The organism is Streptomyces sp. NBC_01296 (assembly GCF_035984415.1).
Taxonomy (GTDB): Bacteria; Actinomycetota; Actinomycetes; order Streptomycetales; family Streptomycetaceae; genus Streptomyces.
The window spans coordinates 7,082,219-7,101,216 of sequence record NZ_CP130720.1 but is presented as its reverse complement, the minus strand read 5'-3'; the positions used below and the strand labels follow the sequence as shown (position 1 = coordinate 7,101,216).

Here is an 18,998-nt window from a genome sequence, read left to right as displayed (position 1 = left end):
CTTTGCTCGTCCTTTACTCTTGTGACAGCAAGTCGACCGACCCGATCGAAAGGTGTGAGCGTCCGTCCATGGGCGAGCCCCCCAGTACCCGACATCGCGCGATACCCCTCCTCCTGACTGATCATGGAACGGAGGTGACCGACCGATGACCGAAGTGCTCCTGCTCCTCGTGGCGCTGCTGCTCTGCCTTGCCTGCGGAGTCTTCGTAGCGGCGGAGTTCTCGCTGACCACCGTCGAGCGCAGCGAGCTCGACCAAGCCGTCGAGCGCGGCGAGCGCGGAGCCGAGAGCGCCCTCGCGGCCGTGCGCAGCCTGACGTTCCAGCTGTCCGGCGCCCAGCTCGGCATCACCGTGACCGGCCTGGTCATCGGCATGATCTCCAAGCCGTCGATCGCCGCCCTGCTCCAGGGCCCCTTCGAGGCCATGGGGCTGTCGGCCGGCGCCGCCTCCTCCACCGCCCTGATCCTCGGCACGGTGTTGTCGACCGTCGTCCTGATGGTCGTCGGCGAGCTGGTGCCCAAGAACTGGGCGATCTCGTCCCCGCTGGCCATCGCCAAGCGGGTGGCCACCATGCAGCGCGTCTTCAGCCGCGCGTTCCGGCCGTTCATCAGCCATCTGAACAGCACGGCGAACCACATGGTCCGCCGGTTCGGCATGGAGCCGGCCGAGGAGCTGGCCTCCGCGCGCACCCCGCAGGAGCTGGTGGCGCTGGCCCGCCACTCCGCCAAGGCGGGCGCGCTGGAGAAGGACACCGCCGAGCTGTTCGTACGGACCCTGAACCTGGCCGACCTCACCGCGGAGAACGTGATGACCCCGCGGGTCCAGGTCACCGCCCTCGACGTGCACACCACCGCCGAGGACGTGGCGAACGCGACCCTGGCCACCGGCCTGTCGCGCTTCCCGGTCTACCGGGGCGGCCTCGACGCCGTCGTCGGCACCGTCCACATCAAGGACGTGCTCGCGCTGCCCGCCGAGGAACGGCGCCGCAGGCCCGTCTCCCAGCTGCTGCGCCAACCGCTGCTGGTGCCGGAGTCGCTGACCGTGGACCGGCTGCTTGACCTGCTGTCCGGCCGCCAGACGATGGCCGTGGTGATCGACGAGTACGGCGGCACGGCCGGCGTGGTCACCCTGGAGGACATCGTCGAGGAGGTCGTCGGCGAGGTGCGCGACGAGCACGACCCGCACGAGACCGCGGACCTGGCCCCGGCCGGTACGGACGCCTCCGGGCGCAGCCTCTACTCCGCCGACGGCGCCGCGCGCACCGACCAGCTGGAACGGATCGGACTGCGCGTGCCGGACGGCCCGTACGAGACGCTGGCCGGGCTCATAGCGACCGAGCTGGGCCGGATCCCGGCGGTCGGCGACAGCATGGAGCTGGGCGGCTGGCAGATCGACGTGGTGGACGCCGGCGGGCGGCGGGCGGCGCGGGTGCTGCTGCACGCGCCCGTCGAGCCGTCGCAGGACAAGGGTGGGGAGGGAGCGCGATGACGGTGCTCCAATTGCTGATCGGCCTGGCGACCCTGGTCGTCAACGCCGTCTTCGTCGGCGCCGAGTTCGCGCTGATCTCGGTGCGGCGCAGCCAGATCGAGCCGTACGCCGAGCAGGGCGACCGGCGGGCCCGCGCCGTGCTGTGGGGCCTGGAGCACCTGTCGGCGCTCATGGCGGCGGCGCAGCTGGGCATCACGCTGTGCACCCTGGTCCTGGGTGTGGTGGCCGAGCCGGCCATCGCGCACCTGCTGACCCCGCTGTTCGACCTGTTCGGGGTGCCGTCCGGGCTGACGCACGCGATCTCCTTCGTGATCGCGCTGACGCTGGCGACGTACCTGCACATGCTCTTCGGCGAGATGCTGCCGAAGAACGTGGCCCTGTCCGAGCCCGTGCGCACGGCGCTGCTGCTCGGTCCGCCGCTGGTGACCCTGACGCGGGCGCTGAAGCCGGTGATCTTCGCGATCAACGCCTTCGCCAACCTCCTGCTGCGGCTGCTGAGGGTGGACGTGAAGGACGAGGTCTCGGCGACCTTCTCGGACGACGAGCTGGCGCGGATCGTGCGGGACTCGAGCGAGGCGGGGCTGATCGACGACCGGGCGAGCGAGCGGCTGCACGACGCCCTGGAGCTGGGGCGGCGGCCGGTCACCGATGTGGTGCTGCCGCTGGACGGGGTCGTGGTGGCCCGGGAGGGCATCACGCCGGCGGGACTGGAGCGGCTGTCGGCCGAGTCCGGGTACTCCCGCTTCCCGGTGATCGACGCCCAGGCCAGGATCCTGGGATACCTCCACGTCAAGGACGCCCTGGACGCGGACGGACCGGAGCGGGACCAGCCGTTCCCGGTGTCCGTGCTGCGCCCGATCGCCCAGGTGCGGGCCGAGACCCCGCTGGACGACGTGCTGACCGCGATGCGGCGCAGCCGGACGCACCTGGCGGCGGTCATGGGCTCGGGCGGGGCCATGACGGGCCTGGTCACGATGGAGGACGTGCTGCGCGAGCTGTTCGGCAGGCCGGCCTCCGCCTGAGGCGGCTGCCACCGCGGTGGTGCCCCGGCCCTGCGGGGCGGGGGTACCGCGCGGTAGCATCGCTCCGCCATGGAGATGAATGCGTCTTACACCAGTTTCGTCGCGGTCGGCGACTCCTTCACCGAGGGGATGTCCGACCTGCTGCCCAACGGCTCCTACCGGGGCTGGGCCGATCTGCTGGCCGCCCGCCTCGCGGCGCGCGAGCCCGGCTTCCGGTACGCGAACCTCGCGGTCCGCGGGAAGCTGATCGGGCAGATAGCCGAGGACCAGGCCCCGGTCGCGGCGGCGATGCGCGCCGATGTGGTGACCCTGGTGGGGGGCCTGAACGACGCCCTGCGTCCGAAGGTCGACATGGGCCGGGTGCGCGGGCACCTGGAGGAGGCCGTGGGGCTGCTGGCGCCCACCTGCAAGACGCTGGTGCTGATGCGCTCCCCTGGGCGCAACGGGCCGGTGATGGACCGCTTCCGGCCGCGCATGGAGGAGCTCTTCGCCGTCATCGAGGAGCTCGCCGCCCGGCACGGGGCCCTGGTCGTGGACCTGTACGGGGCCGGTGTGCTGGCCGACCCCCGCATGTGGGACGTGGACCGGCTGCACCTGACCGCCGAGGGCCACCGCCGGGTGGCGGAGGCGGTCTGGCAGACGCTGGGACTGCCGCCCGAGCAGGACTGGCGCGCCGAGCTCCCGCCCCCGGTGCCCCCCGGCTGGGCCGTGCGCCGCTCCCAGGACCTGAGCTTCGCGCGGCAGCACCTGCTGCCCTGGGTCGGCCGCCGGCTGACGGGCCGCTCCTCGGGGGACGGCCGCCCGGCCAAGCGCCCGGAGCTGCTGCCGTACGAGGCGGCCGCGGGCGAGCGGCTCTCGTAGCAAGGCACAATCCGGGGCGGGGTCGCCACCTGCGTAAACGCACAGCTGCGGCCCAAGTAGAATCCCTACACGTGACAGCCAAGCCCCGCATCCCCAATGTCCTGGCCGGCCGCTACGCCTCCGCGGAGCTCGCCGTCCTGTGGTCCCCCGAGTACAAGGTGACGCTGGAGCGGCGGCTGTGGCTCGCCGTGCTCCGTGCCCAGAAGGACCTCGGCATCGACGTCCCGGACGCCGCCCTCGCCGACTACGAGCGCGTCCTGGAGACGGTCGACCTCGCCTCCATCGCCGAGCGCGAGAAGGTCACCCGGCACGACGTGAAGGCCCGCATCGAGGAGTTCAACGCCCTCGCCGGCCACGAGCACGTCCACAAGGGCATGACCTCCCGCGACCTCACCGAGAACGTCGAGCAGCTGCAGATCCGGCTCTCGCTGGAGCTGGCCCGCGACCGCACGGTCGCCGTCCTCGCCCGTCTCGGCAAGCTGGCCGGCGAGCACGCCGAGCTGGTCATGGCAGGCCGCTCCCACAACGTCGCCGCACAGGCGACGACCCTGGGCAAGCGCTTCGCCACCGCGGCCGACGAGCTGCTGGTCGCCTACGACCGCCTGGAGGACCTGCTCGGCCGCTACCCGCTGCGCGGGATCAAGGGCCCGGTCGGCACCGCCCAGGACATGCTCGACCTGCTCGGCGGCGACGCCGCCAAGCTGGCCGACCTGGAGCAGCGGATCGCCGCCCACCTCGGCTTCGCCCAGGCCTTCACCTCGGTCGGCCAGGTGTACCCGCGCTCGCTCGACTACGACGTGGTCACCGCCCTGGTGCAGCTGGCCGCCGCCCCCTCGTCGATCGCGAAGACGATCCGCCTGATGGCCGGCCACGAGCTGGTCACCGAGGGCTTCAAGCCCGGCCAGGTCGGCTCCTCCGCGATGCCGCACAAGATGAACACCCGCTCCTGCGAGCGCGTCAACGGCCTGATGGTCATCCTGCGCGGTTACGCCTCGATGACCGGCGAGCTGGCCGGCGACCAGTGGAACGAGGGCGACGTCTCCTGCTCCGTGGTCCGCCGGGTGGCGCTACCCGACGCGTTCTTCGCGTTCGACGGCCTGCTGGAGACCTTCCTGACGGTCCTCGACGAGTTCGGCGCCTTCCCGGCGGTCGTGGCCCGCGAGCTGGACCGCTACCTGCCGTTCCTCGCGACCACCAAGGTCCTGATGGGCGCGGTGCGGGCGGGCGTCGGCCGCGAGGCCGCCCACGAGGTCATCAAGGAGCACGCGGTGGCCTCCGCGCTCGCCATGCGCGAGCAGGGCGCCGAGCGCAACGAGCTGCTGGACAAGCTGGCCGCCGACGAGCGGATGCCGCTGGACCGGGCCCAGCTCGACGCCCTGATGGCCGACAAGCTGTCCTTCACGGGCGCGGCCGGTGACCAGGTCGCCGCGGTGGTCTCCCGTATCGAGGCGATCGCCAAGCAGCACCCGGAGGCCGCCGGGTACACGCCGGGGTCGATCCTCTGACCCCCGAGGAGCTGAGCGCCGCCCGTGACCGCGTCATCCCGGACGTGGTCGCGGGCGGTCTGCGCGTGCTGTTCTGCGGGATCAACCCGGGTCTCCTCTCCGCCGCGACGGGCCATCACTTCGCCCGCCCCGGCAACCGTTTCTGGCCCGTCCTGCACCTGTCCGGCTTCACCCCGCGCCGCTTCGCCCCCGCGGAGCAGGAGGAGCTCCTGACCTACCGGCTCGGCATCACCAACGTCGTCGCCCGCGCCACGGCCCGGGCCGACGAGCTGAGCGCCGAGGAGTTCCGCGAGGGCGGCCGCATCCTGACCGCCAAGGTGGAACAGCTGCGCCCGCAGTGGCTGGCGGTCGTCGGGGTCACGGCCTACCGCACGGCTTTCGGCGAACGAAAGGCCCAGATCGGCCCCCAGGACCGGACCATCGGCTCCACCCGCATCTGGGCGCTCCCCAACCCCAGCGGCCTCAATGCCCACTGGACGGCAGAGTCCATGGCCCAGGAGTACGCCCGCCTCCGCGCGGCCGCCGAGTCAACCCCCGACTCGGCTCCCTAGGGCGGGTCGATCACGGTCACCGCGGCCATGAGCTGCGGTGAGTGGTCGGCCCCCCAGCGGGCCTCGTAGACGGCGACCCAGCGGTCCCCGGCCCGCCACAGGTGCAGGTGGTCGCTCGTGTCCCCGATCTCCTGCCACGGCTGCGCCACCTCCCCGGATTCCGTCCGCAGCTTCAGGCTGTCGAGCGTGAACCGGTCGGGCTTCCCCCACCGCTCCTCCAGCCGCTGGGTCAGGGCCTCGTACTCGGCGGACACCTGGTCCTCGTGCGCCAGGCGGTCGGCCGCGTCCTCGTCCCCGTACCACCGGCTCCCGCCCAGCTCGGCGAGGTGGTAGCCGGGCCCGCTGGTGCCCACTTCGGACCTGCCCCGGACTTCGGGGAAGTCACGCGTCCGGAGCCGGTCGATCGTGTCGAGATGCTCTGCCGTGGTCATGCCGTCAGTATCCCGGGACCCACTGACAACTGGCTCGGCGTCACGCATCCCGTCGGCGCACCGCCGTCCAGCCGCCGGCCACCGCGGCCAGCGCCCACAGGGCCAGCACCCCGAGGCCGCTCCAGGGACCCAGCCGCCCGGCGGAGTCCAGGTGCATGACGAGCTGCCCCGCCTGGTCCGGCAGGAACTCGGCCGCACCGCCGGCGGCCTGGCCGATGAGGAATGGAACCATGACGACGAAGGGTATGAGCACGCTCAGCACGACCGCCGCACTGCGCAGCACTGCTGTCAGCCCGGCCGCGAACAGGGCCATGAGCGTGAGGTACACACCGCTGCCGAACACGGCGCGCAGCACGCCCGGATCCCCCAGCGAAAGCGCGTACCGGCCCATCGACGCCTGGCCCAGGACGAAGGTGAGAAGACCGGTGACCTGCCCGACCACGAAGGCGAGTACACCCACCACGGCGATCTTCGACAGATAGAAGCGGGTGCGGTTCGGCACCGCGGTCAGCGAGGTGCGCAGGGCGCCGTTGTGGAACTCGGCGGACAGGGCGCTCGCCCCGAAGGCGAAGGCCGCTATCTGGCCGAAGTTGATGCCGTAGAAGGCCCCGAGGAGCGGATCGTCCCCCATGCTGCCGGCTTCGGCCCGGCCTATCGCCGCGGCCGCCAGCACCTGGATCCCCACGGTCGCGGCGAAGACGGCGATCAGCGCCCCGAAGGTGCCGCGAAGGGACCGTATCTTGATCCATTCCGAGCGCAGGACGGGGACGGTGGGCAGAGCAGTGCTCATGGCGAAGCCTCCTGAGTCAGGCGAAGTCAGTGGGTGGCGGCGAACTGGGCGTGGTCGGCAGTGAGGTCGAGGTAGGCCTGCTCCAGCGAGGCGCGTTCGTCGGAGAGTTCCAGCACGGGGATGCCCTCACGGGCCGCCATGCCGCCGAGCTGCTCGGCCCGTATGCCGTCCACGGTCCAGCGCCCGTCGTCGGCTCTCGCCATCGCGAAGCCGTCCCGGGCCAGGGCCGCCCGCAGCCGGACCGGGTCGGAGGTGCGCAGGCGTACCTTCGGGGTGCTGCGGGCTTCGATGAACTCCTCCATGGAGGAGTCGGCGAGCAGCCTGCCCCGACCGAGCACGACCAGGTGGTCGGCGAGCGCCGCGGTCTCGGACATCAGATGGCTGGAGACGAGCACCGTGCGGCCCTCGGCGGCGAGGCTCCGCATGAGCTCGCGGATCCAGATGATCCCTTCGGGGTCGAGGCCGTTGGTCGGCTCGTCCAGCAGCAGCACGGCGGGATCGCCCAGCAGCGCGGCGGCGATGCCGAGGCGTTGGCGCATGCCGAGCGAGAAGATCTTGATCCGCCGCCCGGCCGCCGAGGCGACGCCTGCCTGCTCCAGTACCTCCTCGACCCGGCGCACCGGGATGCGGTTGGCGGCGGCGAGGAGGCGCAGGTGGTCCCGGGCGGTGCGCCCGCCGTGGGCCGCCTGTGCGTCCAGGAGTGCGCCGACCCGGCGGAGCGGTTCGGGGAAGTCGGTGAACCGCGCGCCGCCGATGGTGGCCGTCCCCGAAGTGATCCGGTCCAGGCCCAGCAGCAGGCGCATCGTGGTGGACTTCCCGGCTCCGTTGGGGCCGAGGAATCCGGTGACCCGCCCGGGCAGTACGTCGAAGGTGAGGTGGTCCACGGCCCGGGTGCGGCCGTATTCCTTGGTCAGTTCTCGGATCTCGATGCTGTTCATGGCTCAAGACTCGCCGCCCGGCCCACCCCCCTCCCTCCCCCGTGCGAGGGTGCCGTCTCCCCCACGTGGGGGAGACGCGGCCGAGCAGTGCACTGCCACGATGGGGGCATGTACCGACTGCTCCGTGCCCCGCTCCAACCGGTGACCTACTCACGCTGGTTGCACCTGTGCGTGCCCACGCTGCTGCTGGCCCTGTGGATGTTCATAGAGCCCGCGTGGCCGTGGATGCCGTTGGTCATCGTCATACCGTTCGGCCTGGTGCCGTGGGTGCGGCTGGCGGAGGGACTGCAGGCGCAGTTCCTGCTCACGCCGCACGACCGCGGCAACCCCGACAGCGGCATCAGTGCCGCGCCGTCGGCGCGGTGGGGCGACCGGTGGCGGACGCTGCTGTGGCTCGAGGCACGGCTCGTCATCGCGCTCGCCGCCATGGCCGCGACCGTACTGCTCCCGGTGAAGACGGTCGAACTGATCGCGGCGGCGCTCGGGCACCCGCTCAACTCGGACCTCTTGATCCCCTTCGCTCCACCGCGTTGGGCCGCCGCGCTCCTCGTTCCGGTGCCGCTGGTCCTTCTCGTCGTCATAGTGGTGCTGCTGGGCGAGCTGGTCACGTCCGTCGCGCACCGGCTGCTGGGGCCTTCGGCCGCCGAGCGGCTCACCGCCCTGGAGGCCCGCACCGAGCAGCTGTTGGAGCGGACCCGCATCGCGCGCGAGCTGCACGACTCGATCGGGCACGCCCTGACCGTTGCCGTGTTGCAGGCGGGAGCGGCCCGGGCCGCCGGCGACCCGGAGTTCACCGACCGGGCTCTGGGCGCGATCGAGGAGACGGGCCGGGTCGCGCTGGAGGATCTGGAACGGGTCCTGCTGGTCCTGCGGGAGTCGCCGCAGCCCGCCTCGCAGCGGCCGACGCTGGCTGAGGCCGACCGGCTGCTGGAGTCGGCCCGGGCCTCGGGGGCGGAGGTGGACGCGCAACTGAAGGGGCGACTGGAGTCGTTGCCGGGCCCGGTCACCCGGGAGGGTTACCGGATCCTGCAGGAGGCACTCACGAACGTGCTGCGGCACTGCGGTCCGGTACCGGTGCGGGTCCGGGTGGAGATGGCCGTCGGCAGGCTGGACATGGAGGTGACGAACCCGCTGCCGGAGGGCCCCACGTTCATGCCCGGCAGCGGGAGCGGGCTGCGCGGGATGCGGGAGCGGGCCGCACTGCTCGGCGGGGAGGCCGAGACCGGGCCGTTCGAGGGTGGTTGGAGAGTGCGCGCTCGGCTTCCGCTGGAGCGAATACGCTGACCGGATGCCGGTTACCGTTCTGCTCGTCGATGACGAACCCCTGGTGCGTGCGGGTCTGCGTGCCGTCTTGGATGCCCAGCCCGACATCGAAGTGGTGGGTGAGGCGGCCGACGGGGCCTCCGTCATCCCGCTCGTCCGGCAACTGAGGCCGGACGTGGTGGCGATGGACGTGCGGATGCCGCTGCTCGACGGGATCGAGGCGACCCGGGCGGTGCTGCGGATGGTGGACTCCCCGCCGAAGATCCTCGTGGTGACCACGTTCGAGAACGACGAGTACGTGTACCAGGCCCTGCGGGCCGGGGCGGACGGGTTCCTGCTGAAGCGGGCCCGCCCCTCCGAGATCGTGCACGCGGTACGGCTGGTGGCGGAGGGAGAGACGCTGCTGTTCCCCGCGGCCGTGCGGGCCCTCGCAGCGGAGTACGGGAACCGGCAGGCGCGGGCGGTACTGGAGCGGGCCGCGCTGACCGAGCGGGAGGAGGCGGTGCTGCGGCTGATGGCGCGTGGGCTCACGAACGTCGAGATCGCCCGCGAGCTGATCGTGGGCACGGAGACGGTGAAGTCCCATGTGAGCGCGATTCTGGGCAAGCTGGGGGCACGGGACCGGACCCAGGCCGTGATCGCGGCGTACGAGTCGGGATTCGTCGCCCCGGCGTGAGCCGCCCCGGCCTGAAGGGAACAGCCGGTTCCGGCCGATGGGGGGCTGGTTCTCGCCCCGGCCCCAGGGGCGCAGTACCATCCGGCAGACAAGCTCGCTAGCTGGGAGGACACACGTTGGGGCAGCTGACCGGCGGGGATCCCTCTCTGCTCCGGCGGATCAATTCGGCCGTGGTGCTGCGTGCGCTGCGGGCGGCGGAATCGCCGACACTCACCGACCTCACCCGGGTGACCGGGCTGTCCCGGCCGACCGTCGAAGGCGTCGTCGAAGGGCTGATCGGGACCGGGCTCGTCGTCGAGGCGGGCGCGGAGGAGGGTGCGCGGCGCCAGGGGCGGCCGGCCAGGCGCTACCGGTTCCGTGCCGAGGCGGGGCACCTCCTCGGCATCGAGATCGGCTCGCACCGGGTCGCGGTGCTGCTGTCCGGGCTGGACGGTCGGGTGATCGGCGCCGGTACCAAGGAGGTCGCCGAGACGGCTTCCGCCGACGAGCGGCTCGAGCGGGTGCGGGCGGCGGTGGCCGATCTGCTGCGGCGGGCCGGCGTACCGCGCGATTCCCTGCGGGCCGTCGGCGTCGGCAGCCCCGGGATCGTGGAGGCGGACGGCACCGTACGCCTCGGCACGGCCCTGCCGGGCTGGACCGGTCTGCCGCTCGGCGAGCGGCTGCGGCGCTCGTTCCGCTGTCCGGTGCAGGTGGAGAACGACGCCAATGCGGCCGCGGTCGCCGAGCACTGGAAGGGCGCCGCGCAGGACACCGACGACATGGTGTTCGTGATGGCGGGGCTGAGCCCCGGGGCGGGCTCCCTGATCGGGGGCCGGCTGCACCGCGGGTTCGGCGGGGCGGCCGGCGAGATCGGCGCCCTGCACCTGCTGGGCCGCGACGTCACGCCCGAGAAGCTGCTGTCCACGACCGGCGAACCGCTGCATCCGCTGGACGAGCAGGCGGTGGCCGAGGTGTTCGCCATGGCCAGGCGGGGCGACGAGCAGGCCGTGGCCGCGGTGGAGCGCTTCCTCCAGCGGCTGGTACACGATGTGGCGGCGCTGGTGCTGGCCATGGATCCGGAGCTGGTCGTGGTCGGCGGCTGGGCGGCCGGCCTGAACGGGGTGCTGGATCCCCTGCGCCGGGAGCTGGAGCGCTACTGCCTGCGTCCGCCGCGCGTGGCGCAGTCCCTGCTCGGCGAGGCCGCGGTGGCCACGGGAGCCCTGCGCCTGGCGCTGGACCACGTGGAGGAAGAGCTCTTCGCGGTGGAGAAGACGGTCACGACCCGCCGCCGCTGACCGCGATCCGGCCGGCCTCCGCGGCCACCACCGGGGAGGTGCCCCGGGCTCTGGGCCTGGGGCCCGGCGGCGACTGCGGCCGGCGGCGCCCCGGCGAGCTGCAGCAGCCACCGCCGAGCGGCCCTGGGCGCAGGTCCGCCCCCGGGCTCCCCGGCCCGCCGCTGACTCCGTCCCTGTCGGGTCCCGCAGTCACGGCCGGGAGAACCCGGCCCCTCGCCATCCCGGCCTGCCGCGCGACTCCGGGCCTCGAACTTCGGCCCGCCGGGGGCCGGAAGCCCGGTAGCCGGAAGCCCGTAGCCCGTAGCCCGTAGCCCGCAGCCCGCAGCCCGCAGCCCGCAGCCCTGGCAACGCCGAACGGCCCTGTTCCGGTTGGTGCCGGGGCAGGGCCGTTCGGGTGTGGGCAGGGTGCGGGCGTCAGGAAGCGACGCGGGCTTCGTGGGTGATCTCCACGTCGCCGGTGTCGCCGAAGGTCAGGCGGCAGGTGTCCGCACGGTACGTGGCGACCGAGACGGCGGCCGTTCCCGCGGCGGTGAAGTAGCGGGTGGTGACCACGAGCACCGGGGCGCCCGGCAGCCGGTCCAGTTCCTTGGCGTCGTCGGCACGCGCCGAGCCGAGCTCCACGGAGCGGTCCTGGCCGTCCAGGGCGAGCCGCTGGAGCTCGCGCAGCACGGCGCGGGCCCGGGCGGGTCCGGCCGGGGCGTCGATGGCGGAGAGGCCGGGCACGGAGGCGGCCGGCACGTACAGCAGCTCGGCGGCGACGGCCTGGCCGTGGGAGACCCGGGTCCGGCGCACGGTGTGCACGGGCTGGTCGGCGGAGCCGCCGAGGAGCTTCAGGACGGCGGCGGACGGCAGGACGGCCTGGGCCACGTCCACGATCTCCCAGCCGTCGGCGCTCTCGCCGGGCCAGCTGTGCCCCGTGCTGCCGACGGCCACGCCGACCCGCGGCGGGGCGACGGTGGTGCCGACGCCGCGGCGGCGCTGCAGGCGGCCTTCGAGTTCGAGCTGTTCCAGGGCCTGTCGCAGGGTCGCGCGGGCGACTCCGAAGCGGGCGGCGAGCTCACGCTCGTTCGGCAGGATCTCGCCCACGGAGAAGTCGCGGTCGAGCGCCTCGCTGAGGACGGTCTTGAGGTGCCAGTACTTCGGCTCCGGCACCGTTTCGAGCTGCGTGGTCCCCACCCTGACTCCTCCTGCCATCGCTGCAATCGCCGTGTTCCAGCGGCAGTTCCGCGCCTTTGTTTATTAAAGGTTCCTGCACTATCCCTGCGACGATAGGACGGCACACCCCCTTGGTCAAGACCAATCCTCACCCCTTTACCGGGCAGATCGGGCATACGTATCAAGCCGTTCATGCGATGTTCTCGCTCACTCCGACGGGCACCCCGACGGACAACGCCGACACGCACACCGACACGCACGCCGACATTCACCGAAGGGCTGTCGCGCGGGCTACCGGGCGGTAATGATGGCGTCAGGCATTACTGACAGCCTGTCTCACACGCGTCCACCCGACGAGGAGCAGCATGACCGCCACGGTCTCCTTCCCGATCGAATCGCCGCTGGGCCCCCGCACCGCCACCGTCGCCTACGAGCGCAAGGGCGCCGGCGCACCGCTTCTCCTGCTGCACGGCATCGGCCACCACCTCCAGGCCTGGCACCCGGTGACCGACATCCTGGCCGCCGAGCACGACGTGATCGCCGTCGACCTCCCCGGCTTCGGCCTCTCCGAGCCCCTGCCCGCGGGGGTCCCGTACGACCTCGGAAGCTTCGTCCCCGCACTCGGCGCGCTCTGCGCGGCCCTCGGCGTCGAACGTCCGCACGTCGTCGGCAACTCCCTCGGCGGCCTCCTCGCGCTCGAGATGGGCCGCAACAACCTGGTCCGCTCGGTCACCGCACTCTCCCCCGCCGGCTTCTGGACCGAGGCCGAGCGCAAGTACGCCTTCGCCACCCTCCGCGCGATGCGCGTCGGCGCGCTCACGCTGCCCCACTCCACCCTGGAGCGGCTCGCACGCAGCTCCGCCGGCCGGGCCGCGCTGACCGGCACCATCTACGCCCACCCGGCCCGCCGTTCACCGGAGGCCGTGGTCGCCGAGACGCTCGCCCTGCGCGACGCCACCGGCTTCGACCAAACCCTGGCCGCGGGCCGCTCCGTACGGTTCACCTCGGACGTGCCCGGCCTGCCGGTCACCATCGCCTGGGGCTCCCGCGACCGGCTGCTCCTGCCGCGCCAGGGCGTACGCGCCAAGCGCGCGGTGCCCGACGCCCGGCTGATCCGGCTCCGCGGATGCGGTCACGTCCCGATGAACGACGACCCGGCGCTGGTCTCCCGCGTGGTTCTGGACACGGTGCGCGCCACAACCAGCCAGGCGGGCTGAGCGGCTGACGGCTGTTCATCCACGGTTCGGTTGCGCGACGCGGGCGGGCCGGTGTGCGGCGGCACACTGGTCCGACCCGTCCCCGCCGGCCCCTGGAGACGCTCCGATGGCACCGATTCCGCACACCCGACGGTCCCTGCTCGGCGGTTCACTCGCCGTGCCGGTGGGCCTCGCCCTGTCCGGCGCGCTGGCCGCGTCCGCGTTCGCCGCGCCCGCCAGCGCCCCGGCGTTCACCCGCTCCGGGCGCCCGAGCGCGCCGTGGGGCACCCAGTCCGGTGAGATCACCGCGCACTCGGCCACCGTCTGGACGCGCTCCGACCGGCCGGCGCGGATGTACGTCGAGACCTCCCCGAGCGAGTCGTTCCGCTACGGCGTCCGGCGCCACGGCGGCCCGTTCCTGGGCCCCGCCACCGACTTCACCGGCACCACCACCCTGCGCGACCTCCCGCCCGGGCAGCAGATCCACTACCGGGTGGTCCTGGCCGACCCTGACGACCCGCGCCGCACCGGCGAGCCGGTCCGCGGCACGTTCCGGACCACGCCGGTCTCCCGCCGCCACGACGTGCGCTTCCTGTGGTCGGGGGACCTCGCGGGCCAGGGCTGGGGCATCAACCCGGACCTCGGCGGCTACCGCGTCTTCGACGAGATGCGGCAGCGCGACCCCGACTTCTTCCTCTTCAGCGGGGACACGATCTACGCCGACGGGCCGATCCAGGCCGCCGTCCCGCTGCGCGACGGCGGCATCTGGCGCAACATCACCACCGAGGAGAAGGCGAAGGTCGCCGAGACCCTCGCCGAGTTCCGCGGGAACTTCCGCTACAACCTGCTCGATCGCAACCTGCGCGACTTCAACGCCCAGGTGCCGATCCTCGCCCAGTGGGACGACCACGAGGTACGCAACAACTGGTACCCCGGCCAGGTCATCGACGACCCCCGCTACACCGTGCGGGACATCGACACGCTCGCCGGCCGCGCCCGCCAGGCCTTCGGCGAGTACTTCCCCGTCACCGACCTCCGCGGCGGCCGCGCCGAGGGCCGGATGTACCGGGTGATGCGGTACGGGCCGCTGCTCGACGTCTTCGTCCTCGACATGCGCACCTACCGCGACGCCAACTCCCCCGGCCGCCAGAGCGTGGACCCGATCGGCATCCTCGGCCAGGAGCAGCTGGCCTGGATCAAGCGCGAGCTGTCGCGCTCCCGCGCCACCTGGAAGGTCGTCGCCGCCGACATGCCGCTGGGCATCGTCGTACCCGACGGGACGGCGAACTTCGAGGCCGTCGCCCAGGGCGACCCGGGCGCCCCGCTCGGCCGGGAGCTGCAGATCGCCGAACTCCTGCGCCACATCAAGCACCAGCGCATCACGGGCACCCTCTGGCTCACCGCAGACGTCCACTACACGGCCGCGAACCACTACGCCCCCGAGCGGGCCGCCTTCACCGACTTCGCGCCGTTCTGGGAGTTCGTGTCCGGTCCCATCGGCGCGGGCGGGTTCCCCGCCGGGAAGCTGGACGCCACGTTCGGGCCCGAGACCGCGTACGTCCAGTCGGCCCCGCTCGCCAACATGTCACCGTCCGAGAACCCCCCGTACTACGGGGAGGTCGACATCGACGGGGAGTGCGGGGATCTCACCGTCCGGTTGCGCCGCCAGGGCGGCGGCGTGCTCTTCACCACCACGCTCCAGCCCGGGCGCGTGGGCCAGTAGGACCACAGGCCCAGGGGGCCGGCGGGATCCCGGAATCCCGGATCCCGGAATCCCAGATCCCGGAATCCCGCCGGAAAACAGGGCGAAATCGGCCAGACGGACACTTAACCAGTCGGTCACAGATCGTTCGTGATCACGCAACACCCCTGCGCCACAGTGGCATGCATGACTGAACGCATCCACACCCCCGCACACCGCCACCACCGCCACCACTGGCGCCGCGACGTCGTCGAACTGGCTGCGCTGTTCTGCGCCGTCGCGGTCGCCGACAGCATCGCCAATCTCGTGGTGCACGGCCCGAGGGGCCCGATCCTGCTCGTCGCCTCGGCCGTCGCACTCCTGGTGACGGCGGCGTTCCACACCTGGTGGGCGCGCCGCCACAGCCATGCGCCGCCGCCGCTCAGTACGGCGCCCTCCGATACCGCCCCCGGCGCGGTCCGGGCCGGGGCCGAGTCCGGGTCCACGTCGGAGTCCGCATCGCAGACCGCGACCGGCGCCACCACCTCCCTGTGGCGGATGCGGACGACCGTACGGGACGAGCCGGGCAGCCTCGCGGCCGTCAGCACCGCGCTCGCCCACCACGGCGTCGACATCCTGACCCTGCAGACGCACCCGCTCCCCGAGGGCGGCACCGTCGACGAGTTCCTGCTGCGCTCCCCGCAGCAGCTGGCCTCCGCCGACCTCACCCGCGCCATCGCCGGCGCCGGCGGCCACAGCACCTGGATCGAGCGCGCCGACGCGCACGACCTGGTCGACACCCCGACCCGCGTCCTGGGCCTGGCCACCCGCACCGCCCTGGACGCCGCCGAGCTGCCCCTCGCGCTGCGCCAGCTGCTCGGCCGCTGCACCATCCACTCGATCCCGGCCACCACCCTCTCCGGCCGCCCCAACGCGGCCGCCGACGCCCCGGTCGAGGGGGTCCTGGAGGCGACGGTGATGCGGCTGCGCGACCCCTCGGGCGGTGCCATCACCGTGGAGCGCCCCTACCTGCCCTTCACCCCGACCGAGTTCGCCCGGGCCCGCGCCCTCGTCGAGCTCGACACCCGGCTCGGCCCGCGCATCCCGCGCAGCCAGGACGTACTGACCCTCCCCGAGGGCAACGAGATCACCGTGCGCCGCGCCGACGGATCCGACCTCGCCTCCGCCCGCGCGATGCACGACCGCTGCTCCGAGCGCACCCTCGGCCTGCGCTACCACGGGCCCGTCGCCGACGCAGACCGCTACCTCGGCCACCTGCTGAGCCCCCGCTTCGGCCGCACCCTCGCCGCCACCACGGCCTCCGGCAAGCTCGTCGCCCTCGGCCACCTGCTGTGGGACGGCGACGAGACCGAGGTCGCGCTGCTCATCGAGGACGACTGGCAGCGCCGCGGCATCGGCTCCGAGCTGCTGCGCCGCCTGATCGCGATGGCCGTCGAGACCGGCTGCGACAGCGTGTACGCCGTCACCCAGGCCGCCAACACCGGCATGGTCGCGGCCATGCGCGGCCTCGGCCTCCCCCTCGACTACCAGATCGAGGAGGGCACCCTGGTGATCACGGCCCGGATGGACGCCACGCCGGTCGTCTCCCGGGTCCCGTACGAACTGCCCCGCGCGCAGCACCCGTACGGGCAGCAGAACCACCCCCGCTGAACCCGGCCCGGGGGGGGTCCGGCCGGGTGGCGTGAACTCGCCCCCGGACGGGCCCGCTCGACGGCGCGGGGGCAGGGGCCCGGTCCGCCGTTCCCGCGCACGTCAGCAGGCTGACAGCGAACGGTGATGACGCGGGGCGGTCCGCCGTACGAAGATGGCCGCATGTCAGAGACCCTTCGCAGCGACAGCGCCTCCCGGCTGCCCCGCCAGGTCGCCGACGCATACGTCGACGACCTCATCGCCATCGACCCGATCACGGGCACCTATCTCGGTGTCGCCGCGAGCTCCAGCCGGCTCCCGGACTTCTCCCCGGCCGGCCGTGCGGCCGCCGCCGACCTGTCCCGCTCCACCCTCGCCCGCCTCGACGCCGCCGAGCGGCTGCCCGGCGCGGACAGCGACGCCGAGCGCCGCTGCGCCCGCCTGCTGCGCGAGCGCCTCACCGCCGAACTCGCCGTGCACGAGGCGGACGAGGACCTGCGGGCCGTCAGCAACATCCACTCGCCCGCGCACTCCGTCCGCGACGTCTTCACCCTCACCCCGGCCGAAACCGACGAGGACTGGGCGGCGATCGCCGAGCGGCTGCGGGCGGTTCCCGCCGCCCTCGCCGGCTACCGCGAGAGCCTCGGACTCGGCCTGGACCGCGGCCTGTACGGGGGCCCGCGCGCCACCGAGACCTTCATCGGACAGCTCACCACCTGGGTGGGCGAGGACGGCGGCGGCGAGGGCTTCTTCGGCGAATTCGCGTCCCGCGGCCCGGAGTCGCTGCGCTCCGGGCTGGAGGAGGCGGCCGCCGGGGCGACCGCGGCGCTCGCCGGGCTCCGCGACTGGATGCGCGACGTGTACGCACCCGCCGTCTCCGGCGCCCCGGACCCGGTGGGCCGCGAGCGCTACGCCCGCTGGTCGCGGTACTTCAACGGCACCGACCTGGACCTGGACGAGGCGTACGCCTACGGCTGGTCGGAATACCACCGCCTCCTCGCCGAGATGAAGGCCGAGGCGGCCAAGATCCTGCCGGGCGTGGGCCCTTGGGAGGCGCTGAAGCACCTCGACGAGCACGGCACCCACATCGAGGGCGTCGAGGAGGTCCAGGCCTGGCTGCAGGGCATCATGGACGAGGCCATCGAGAACCTCGACGGCACGCACTTCGAGCTCGCCGAGCGCGTGAAGCGGGTGGAGTCCATGATCGCCCCGCCGGGCGGCGCGGCGGCCCCGTACTACACCAGCCCCTCGGAGGACTTCTCGCGCCCGGGGCGCACCTGGCTGCCGACGATGGGCCAGACCCGCTTCCCGGTCTACGACCTGGTCTCCACCTGGTACCACGAGGGCGTTCCGGGCCACCACCTCCAGCTCGCGCAGTGGGCGCACGTCGCGGACCAGCTCTCCCGCTACCAGGCCAGCGTCGGCCTCGTCAGCGCCAACGTCGAGGGCTGGGCGCTGTACGCGGAACGCCTGATGGACGAGCTGGGCTACCTCAAGGACGCCGAGCAGCGCCTGGGCTACCTGGACTGCCAGATGATGCGCGCCGCGCGGGTCATCGTGGACATCGGCATGCACCTGGGTCTGGAGATCCCGGCGGATTCGCCGTTCCACCCGGGCGAGCGCTGGACGGTGGACCTGGCACAGGAGTTCTTCGGCCTGCACAACGGCCGGCCGGCGGACTTCATCGAGAGCGAGCTGACCCGCTACCTGTCGATGCCGGGACAGGCGATCGGCTACAAGCTGGGCGAGCGGGCCTGGCTGCTCGGGCGGGACAACGCCCGCGCCGCGCACGGCGACTCCTTCGACCTGAAGGCGTGGCACATGGCGGCGCTGTCACAGGGCTCGCTGGGCCTGGACGACCTGGTGGACGAGCTGTCGAAGCTCTGACCGGCGGCCGTCATACGTACGGGCCGCCCGCTCCCCGAAGGAGCAGGCGGCCCGTACCGCGCTGCGGCGCGCGCGGAATCGCAGCGTCAGCAGCCGCAGTCGTCGGAGTCGGTCGGCGCGGTCAGCGGGTCCGCCTCGGCGCGCTGCTCGCTGCCCTGCCAGGTCTCGACCTCGAAGCCCTCGCGGATCCAGTACTCGATGCCGCCGAGCATCTCCTTGACCTGGAAGCCGAGCTGGGCCAGGGCGAGGGCGGATCGGGCGCCTCCGTTGCAGCCGGGGCCCCAGCAGTACGTGACCACGGGAAGGCTCTTGTCGAGGAGCTGCTCGGCCTGCTCGGGGATCAGCGCGGTTGGCAGGTGGATCGCGCCGGGCACGCGGGCCTGGTCCCAGGCCGGGGTGGAGCGGGAGTCGACCAGCTGGAAGCCGAGCTCGGCGCCCTGCTCGCGGTGGGCCTTGAAGGCGGCGGCGACATCGGACACGTCCGCGTGGAAGGCGAGGCTCGCGGCGAAGTAGGCGGCGGCCGCGGCCGGGGCGGCCGGGGGCACCCGGAGCACGGGGTTGGCGGCGGGAGCGGGGGCGGCGGCCGGGGCGTCGGTGTTCTGTGTCGTCGTCATGGCTGAGAATCTACGAGC

General features: G+C 73.0%; 17 protein-coding genes. 12 read left to right on the top strand and 5 right to left on the bottom strand.

Translation table 11 applies throughout. The annotated features are described in order from the left end of the window. The first annotated feature begins 145 nt into the window (after positions 1-145). From OG299_RS32445 to mug, 5 genes are all read left to right on the top strand, one after another. Positions 146-1,486 (top strand): hemolysin family protein, encoded by a 1,341-nt coding sequence (locus OG299_RS32445; protein WP_327363378.1) that lies wholly within the window; start codon positions 146-148, stop codon positions 1,484-1,486. After that, positions 1,483-2,508, top strand: a complete 1,026-nt coding sequence (locus tag OG299_RS32440; protein WP_266631442.1) for a hemolysin family protein — start codon at positions 1,483-1,485, stop codon at positions 2,506-2,508. Before OG299_RS32445 ends, OG299_RS32440 begins: the two co-directional genes overlap by 4 nt. A 69-nt stretch (positions 2,509-2,577) precedes the next feature. Beyond that, positions 2,578-3,369: an SGNH/GDSL hydrolase family protein gene (locus OG299_RS32435; protein WP_266631440.1), complete on the top strand. Its 792-nt coding sequence runs from the start codon at positions 2,578-2,580 to the stop codon at positions 3,367-3,369. 71 nt (positions 3,370-3,440) lie between these two features. After that, entirely contained in the window at positions 3,441-4,874 is a 1,434-nt protein-coding gene (purB, locus tag OG299_RS32430; protein WP_030300188.1) for an adenylosuccinate lyase, read from the top strand. Further along, entirely contained in the window at positions 4,871-5,425 is a 555-nt protein-coding gene (mug, locus tag OG299_RS32425; protein WP_266633715.1) for a G/U mismatch-specific DNA glycosylase, read from the top strand. Before purB ends, mug begins: the two co-directional genes overlap by 4 nt. On the opposite strand, the gene OG299_RS32420 is transcribed toward mug, so the two are convergent. The 3 genes from OG299_RS32420 to OG299_RS32410 are packed head-to-tail and all read right to left on the bottom strand — an operon-like array spanning position 5,422 to position 7,584. Continuing rightward, positions 5,422-5,856 carry a hypothetical protein gene (locus OG299_RS32420; protein WP_327363376.1) on the bottom strand — a complete coding sequence of 145 codons (435 nt, stop codon included), beginning with the start codon at positions 5,854-5,856 and terminating at the stop codon, positions 5,422-5,424. The two genes, mug and OG299_RS32420, sit on opposite strands and share 4 nt — an antisense overlap. 40 nt (positions 5,857-5,896) lie before the next feature. Next, complete coding sequence (locus tag OG299_RS32415) at positions 5,897-6,646, bottom strand: ABC transporter permease (RefSeq protein WP_327363374.1); 750 nt, start codon at positions 6,644-6,646, stop codon at positions 5,897-5,899. A gap of 26 nt (positions 6,647-6,672) precedes the next feature. Further along, positions 6,673-7,584 (bottom strand): ABC transporter ATP-binding protein, encoded by a 912-nt coding sequence (locus OG299_RS32410; RefSeq protein WP_327363373.1) that lies wholly within the window; start codon positions 7,582-7,584, stop codon positions 6,673-6,675. Positions 7,585-7,692: 108 nt separating this feature from the next. Between OG299_RS32410 and OG299_RS32405 the strand changes: the two genes are divergently transcribed. The 3 genes from OG299_RS32405 to OG299_RS32395 all read left to right on the top strand — a co-directional run bounded on the left by OG299_RS32405 (position 7,693) and on the right by OG299_RS32395 (position 10,797). After that, positions 7,693-8,868: a sensor histidine kinase gene (locus OG299_RS32405; RefSeq protein WP_327363372.1), complete on the top strand. Its 1,176-nt coding sequence runs from the start codon at positions 7,693-7,695 to the stop codon at positions 8,866-8,868. 4 nt (positions 8,869-8,872) lie between these two features. Next, positions 8,873-9,523 carry a response regulator gene (locus OG299_RS32400; RefSeq protein ID WP_266631429.1) on the top strand — a complete coding sequence of 217 codons (651 nt, stop codon included), beginning with the start codon at positions 8,873-8,875 and terminating at the stop codon, positions 9,521-9,523. 116 nt (positions 9,524-9,639) lie between these two features. Further along, entirely contained in the window at positions 9,640-10,797 is a 1,158-nt protein-coding gene (locus OG299_RS32395) for an ROK family transcriptional regulator (RefSeq protein WP_266631427.1), read from the top strand. A 414-nt stretch (positions 10,798-11,211) separates the two neighbouring features. Here OG299_RS32395 and OG299_RS32390 read toward each other — a convergent pair whose 3' ends face one another. Further along, the gene (locus tag OG299_RS32390) at positions 11,212-11,973 is read right to left on the bottom strand and encodes a GntR family transcriptional regulator (RefSeq protein WP_266631425.1); all 762 of its coding nucleotides are present in this window, start codon (positions 11,971-11,973) and stop codon (positions 11,212-11,214) included. A 344-nt stretch (positions 11,974-12,317) separates the two neighbouring features. Here OG299_RS32390 and OG299_RS32385 point away from each other — a divergent pair, with 344 nt between their 5' ends. The 4 genes from OG299_RS32385 (at position 12,318) to OG299_RS32370 (ending at position 18,366) form a co-directional block, all read left to right on the top strand. Beyond that, on the top strand, positions 12,318-13,169 hold the full coding sequence (locus tag OG299_RS32385) for an alpha/beta fold hydrolase (RefSeq protein WP_327363371.1): 852 nt from the start codon (positions 12,318-12,320) through the stop codon (positions 13,167-13,169). A 106-nt stretch (positions 13,170-13,275) separates the two neighbouring features. Next, positions 13,276-14,871 carry an alkaline phosphatase D family protein gene (locus OG299_RS32380; protein WP_327363369.1) on the top strand — a complete coding sequence of 532 codons (1,596 nt, stop codon included), beginning with the start codon at positions 13,276-13,278 and terminating at the stop codon, positions 14,869-14,871. Between the two features lie 165 nt (positions 14,872-15,036). Beyond that, the gene (locus OG299_RS32375) at positions 15,037-16,500 is read left to right on the top strand and encodes a GNAT family N-acetyltransferase (protein WP_327363367.1); all 1,464 of its coding nucleotides are present in this window, start codon (positions 15,037-15,039) and stop codon (positions 16,498-16,500) included. Positions 16,501-16,662: 162 nt separating this feature from the next. After that, positions 16,663-18,366, top strand: a complete 1,704-nt coding sequence (locus tag OG299_RS32370) for a DUF885 domain-containing protein (RefSeq protein WP_266631417.1) — start codon at positions 16,663-16,665, stop codon at positions 18,364-18,366. 86 nt (positions 18,367-18,452) lie between these two features. Here the strand turns inward: OG299_RS32370 and OG299_RS32365 are convergent, their stop codons facing one another. Beyond that, positions 18,453-18,980: a rhodanese-like domain-containing protein gene (locus OG299_RS32365; RefSeq protein WP_327363365.1), complete on the bottom strand. Its 528-nt coding sequence runs from the start codon at positions 18,978-18,980 to the stop codon at positions 18,453-18,455. Between the last annotated feature and the right edge of the window lie 18 nt (positions 18,981-18,998).

Bases quoted from the DNA above. Each gene is read 5' to 3' on its own strand.
- OG299_RS32435 (WP_266631440.1), top strand. From the start codon at position 2,578: ATGGAGATGAATGCGTCTTACACCAGTTTCGTCGCGGTCGGCGACTCC.
- OG299_RS32400 (WP_266631429.1), top strand. From the start codon at position 8,873: ATGCCGGTTACCGTTCTGCTCGTCGATGACGAACCCCTGGTGCGTGCG.
- OG299_RS32410 (WP_327363373.1), bottom strand. From the start codon at position 7,584: ATGAACAGCATCGAGATCCGAGAACTGACCAAGGAATACGGCCGCACC.
- OG299_RS32420 (WP_327363376.1), bottom strand. From the start codon at position 5,856: ATGACCACGGCAGAGCATCTCGACACGATCGACCGGCTCCGGACGCGT.
- OG299_RS32385 (WP_327363371.1), top strand. From the start codon at position 12,318: ATGACCGCCACGGTCTCCTTCCCGATCGAATCGCCGCTGGGCCCCCGC.
- OG299_RS32440 (WP_266631442.1), top strand. From the start codon at position 1,483: ATGACGGTGCTCCAATTGCTGATCGGCCTGGCGACCCTGGTCGTCAAC.
- OG299_RS32380 (WP_327363369.1), top strand. From the start codon at position 13,276: ATGGCACCGATTCCGCACACCCGACGGTCCCTGCTCGGCGGTTCACTC.
- OG299_RS32405 (WP_327363372.1), top strand. From the start codon at position 7,693: ATGTACCGACTGCTCCGTGCCCCGCTCCAACCGGTGACCTACTCACGC.
- OG299_RS32445 (WP_327363378.1), top strand. From the start codon at position 146: ATGACCGAAGTGCTCCTGCTCCTCGTGGCGCTGCTGCTCTGCCTTGCC.
- OG299_RS32415 (WP_327363374.1), bottom strand. From the start codon at position 6,646: ATGAGCACTGCTCTGCCCACCGTCCCCGTCCTGCGCTCGGAATGGATC.
- OG299_RS32375 (WP_327363367.1), top strand. From the start codon at position 15,037: ATGACTGAACGCATCCACACCCCCGCACACCGCCACCACCGCCACCAC.
- OG299_RS32365 (WP_327363365.1), bottom strand. From the start codon at position 18,980: ATGACGACGACACAGAACACCGACGCCCCGGCCGCCGCCCCCGCTCCC.
- OG299_RS32370 (WP_266631417.1), top strand. From the start codon at position 16,663: ATGTCAGAGACCCTTCGCAGCGACAGCGCCTCCCGGCTGCCCCGCCAG.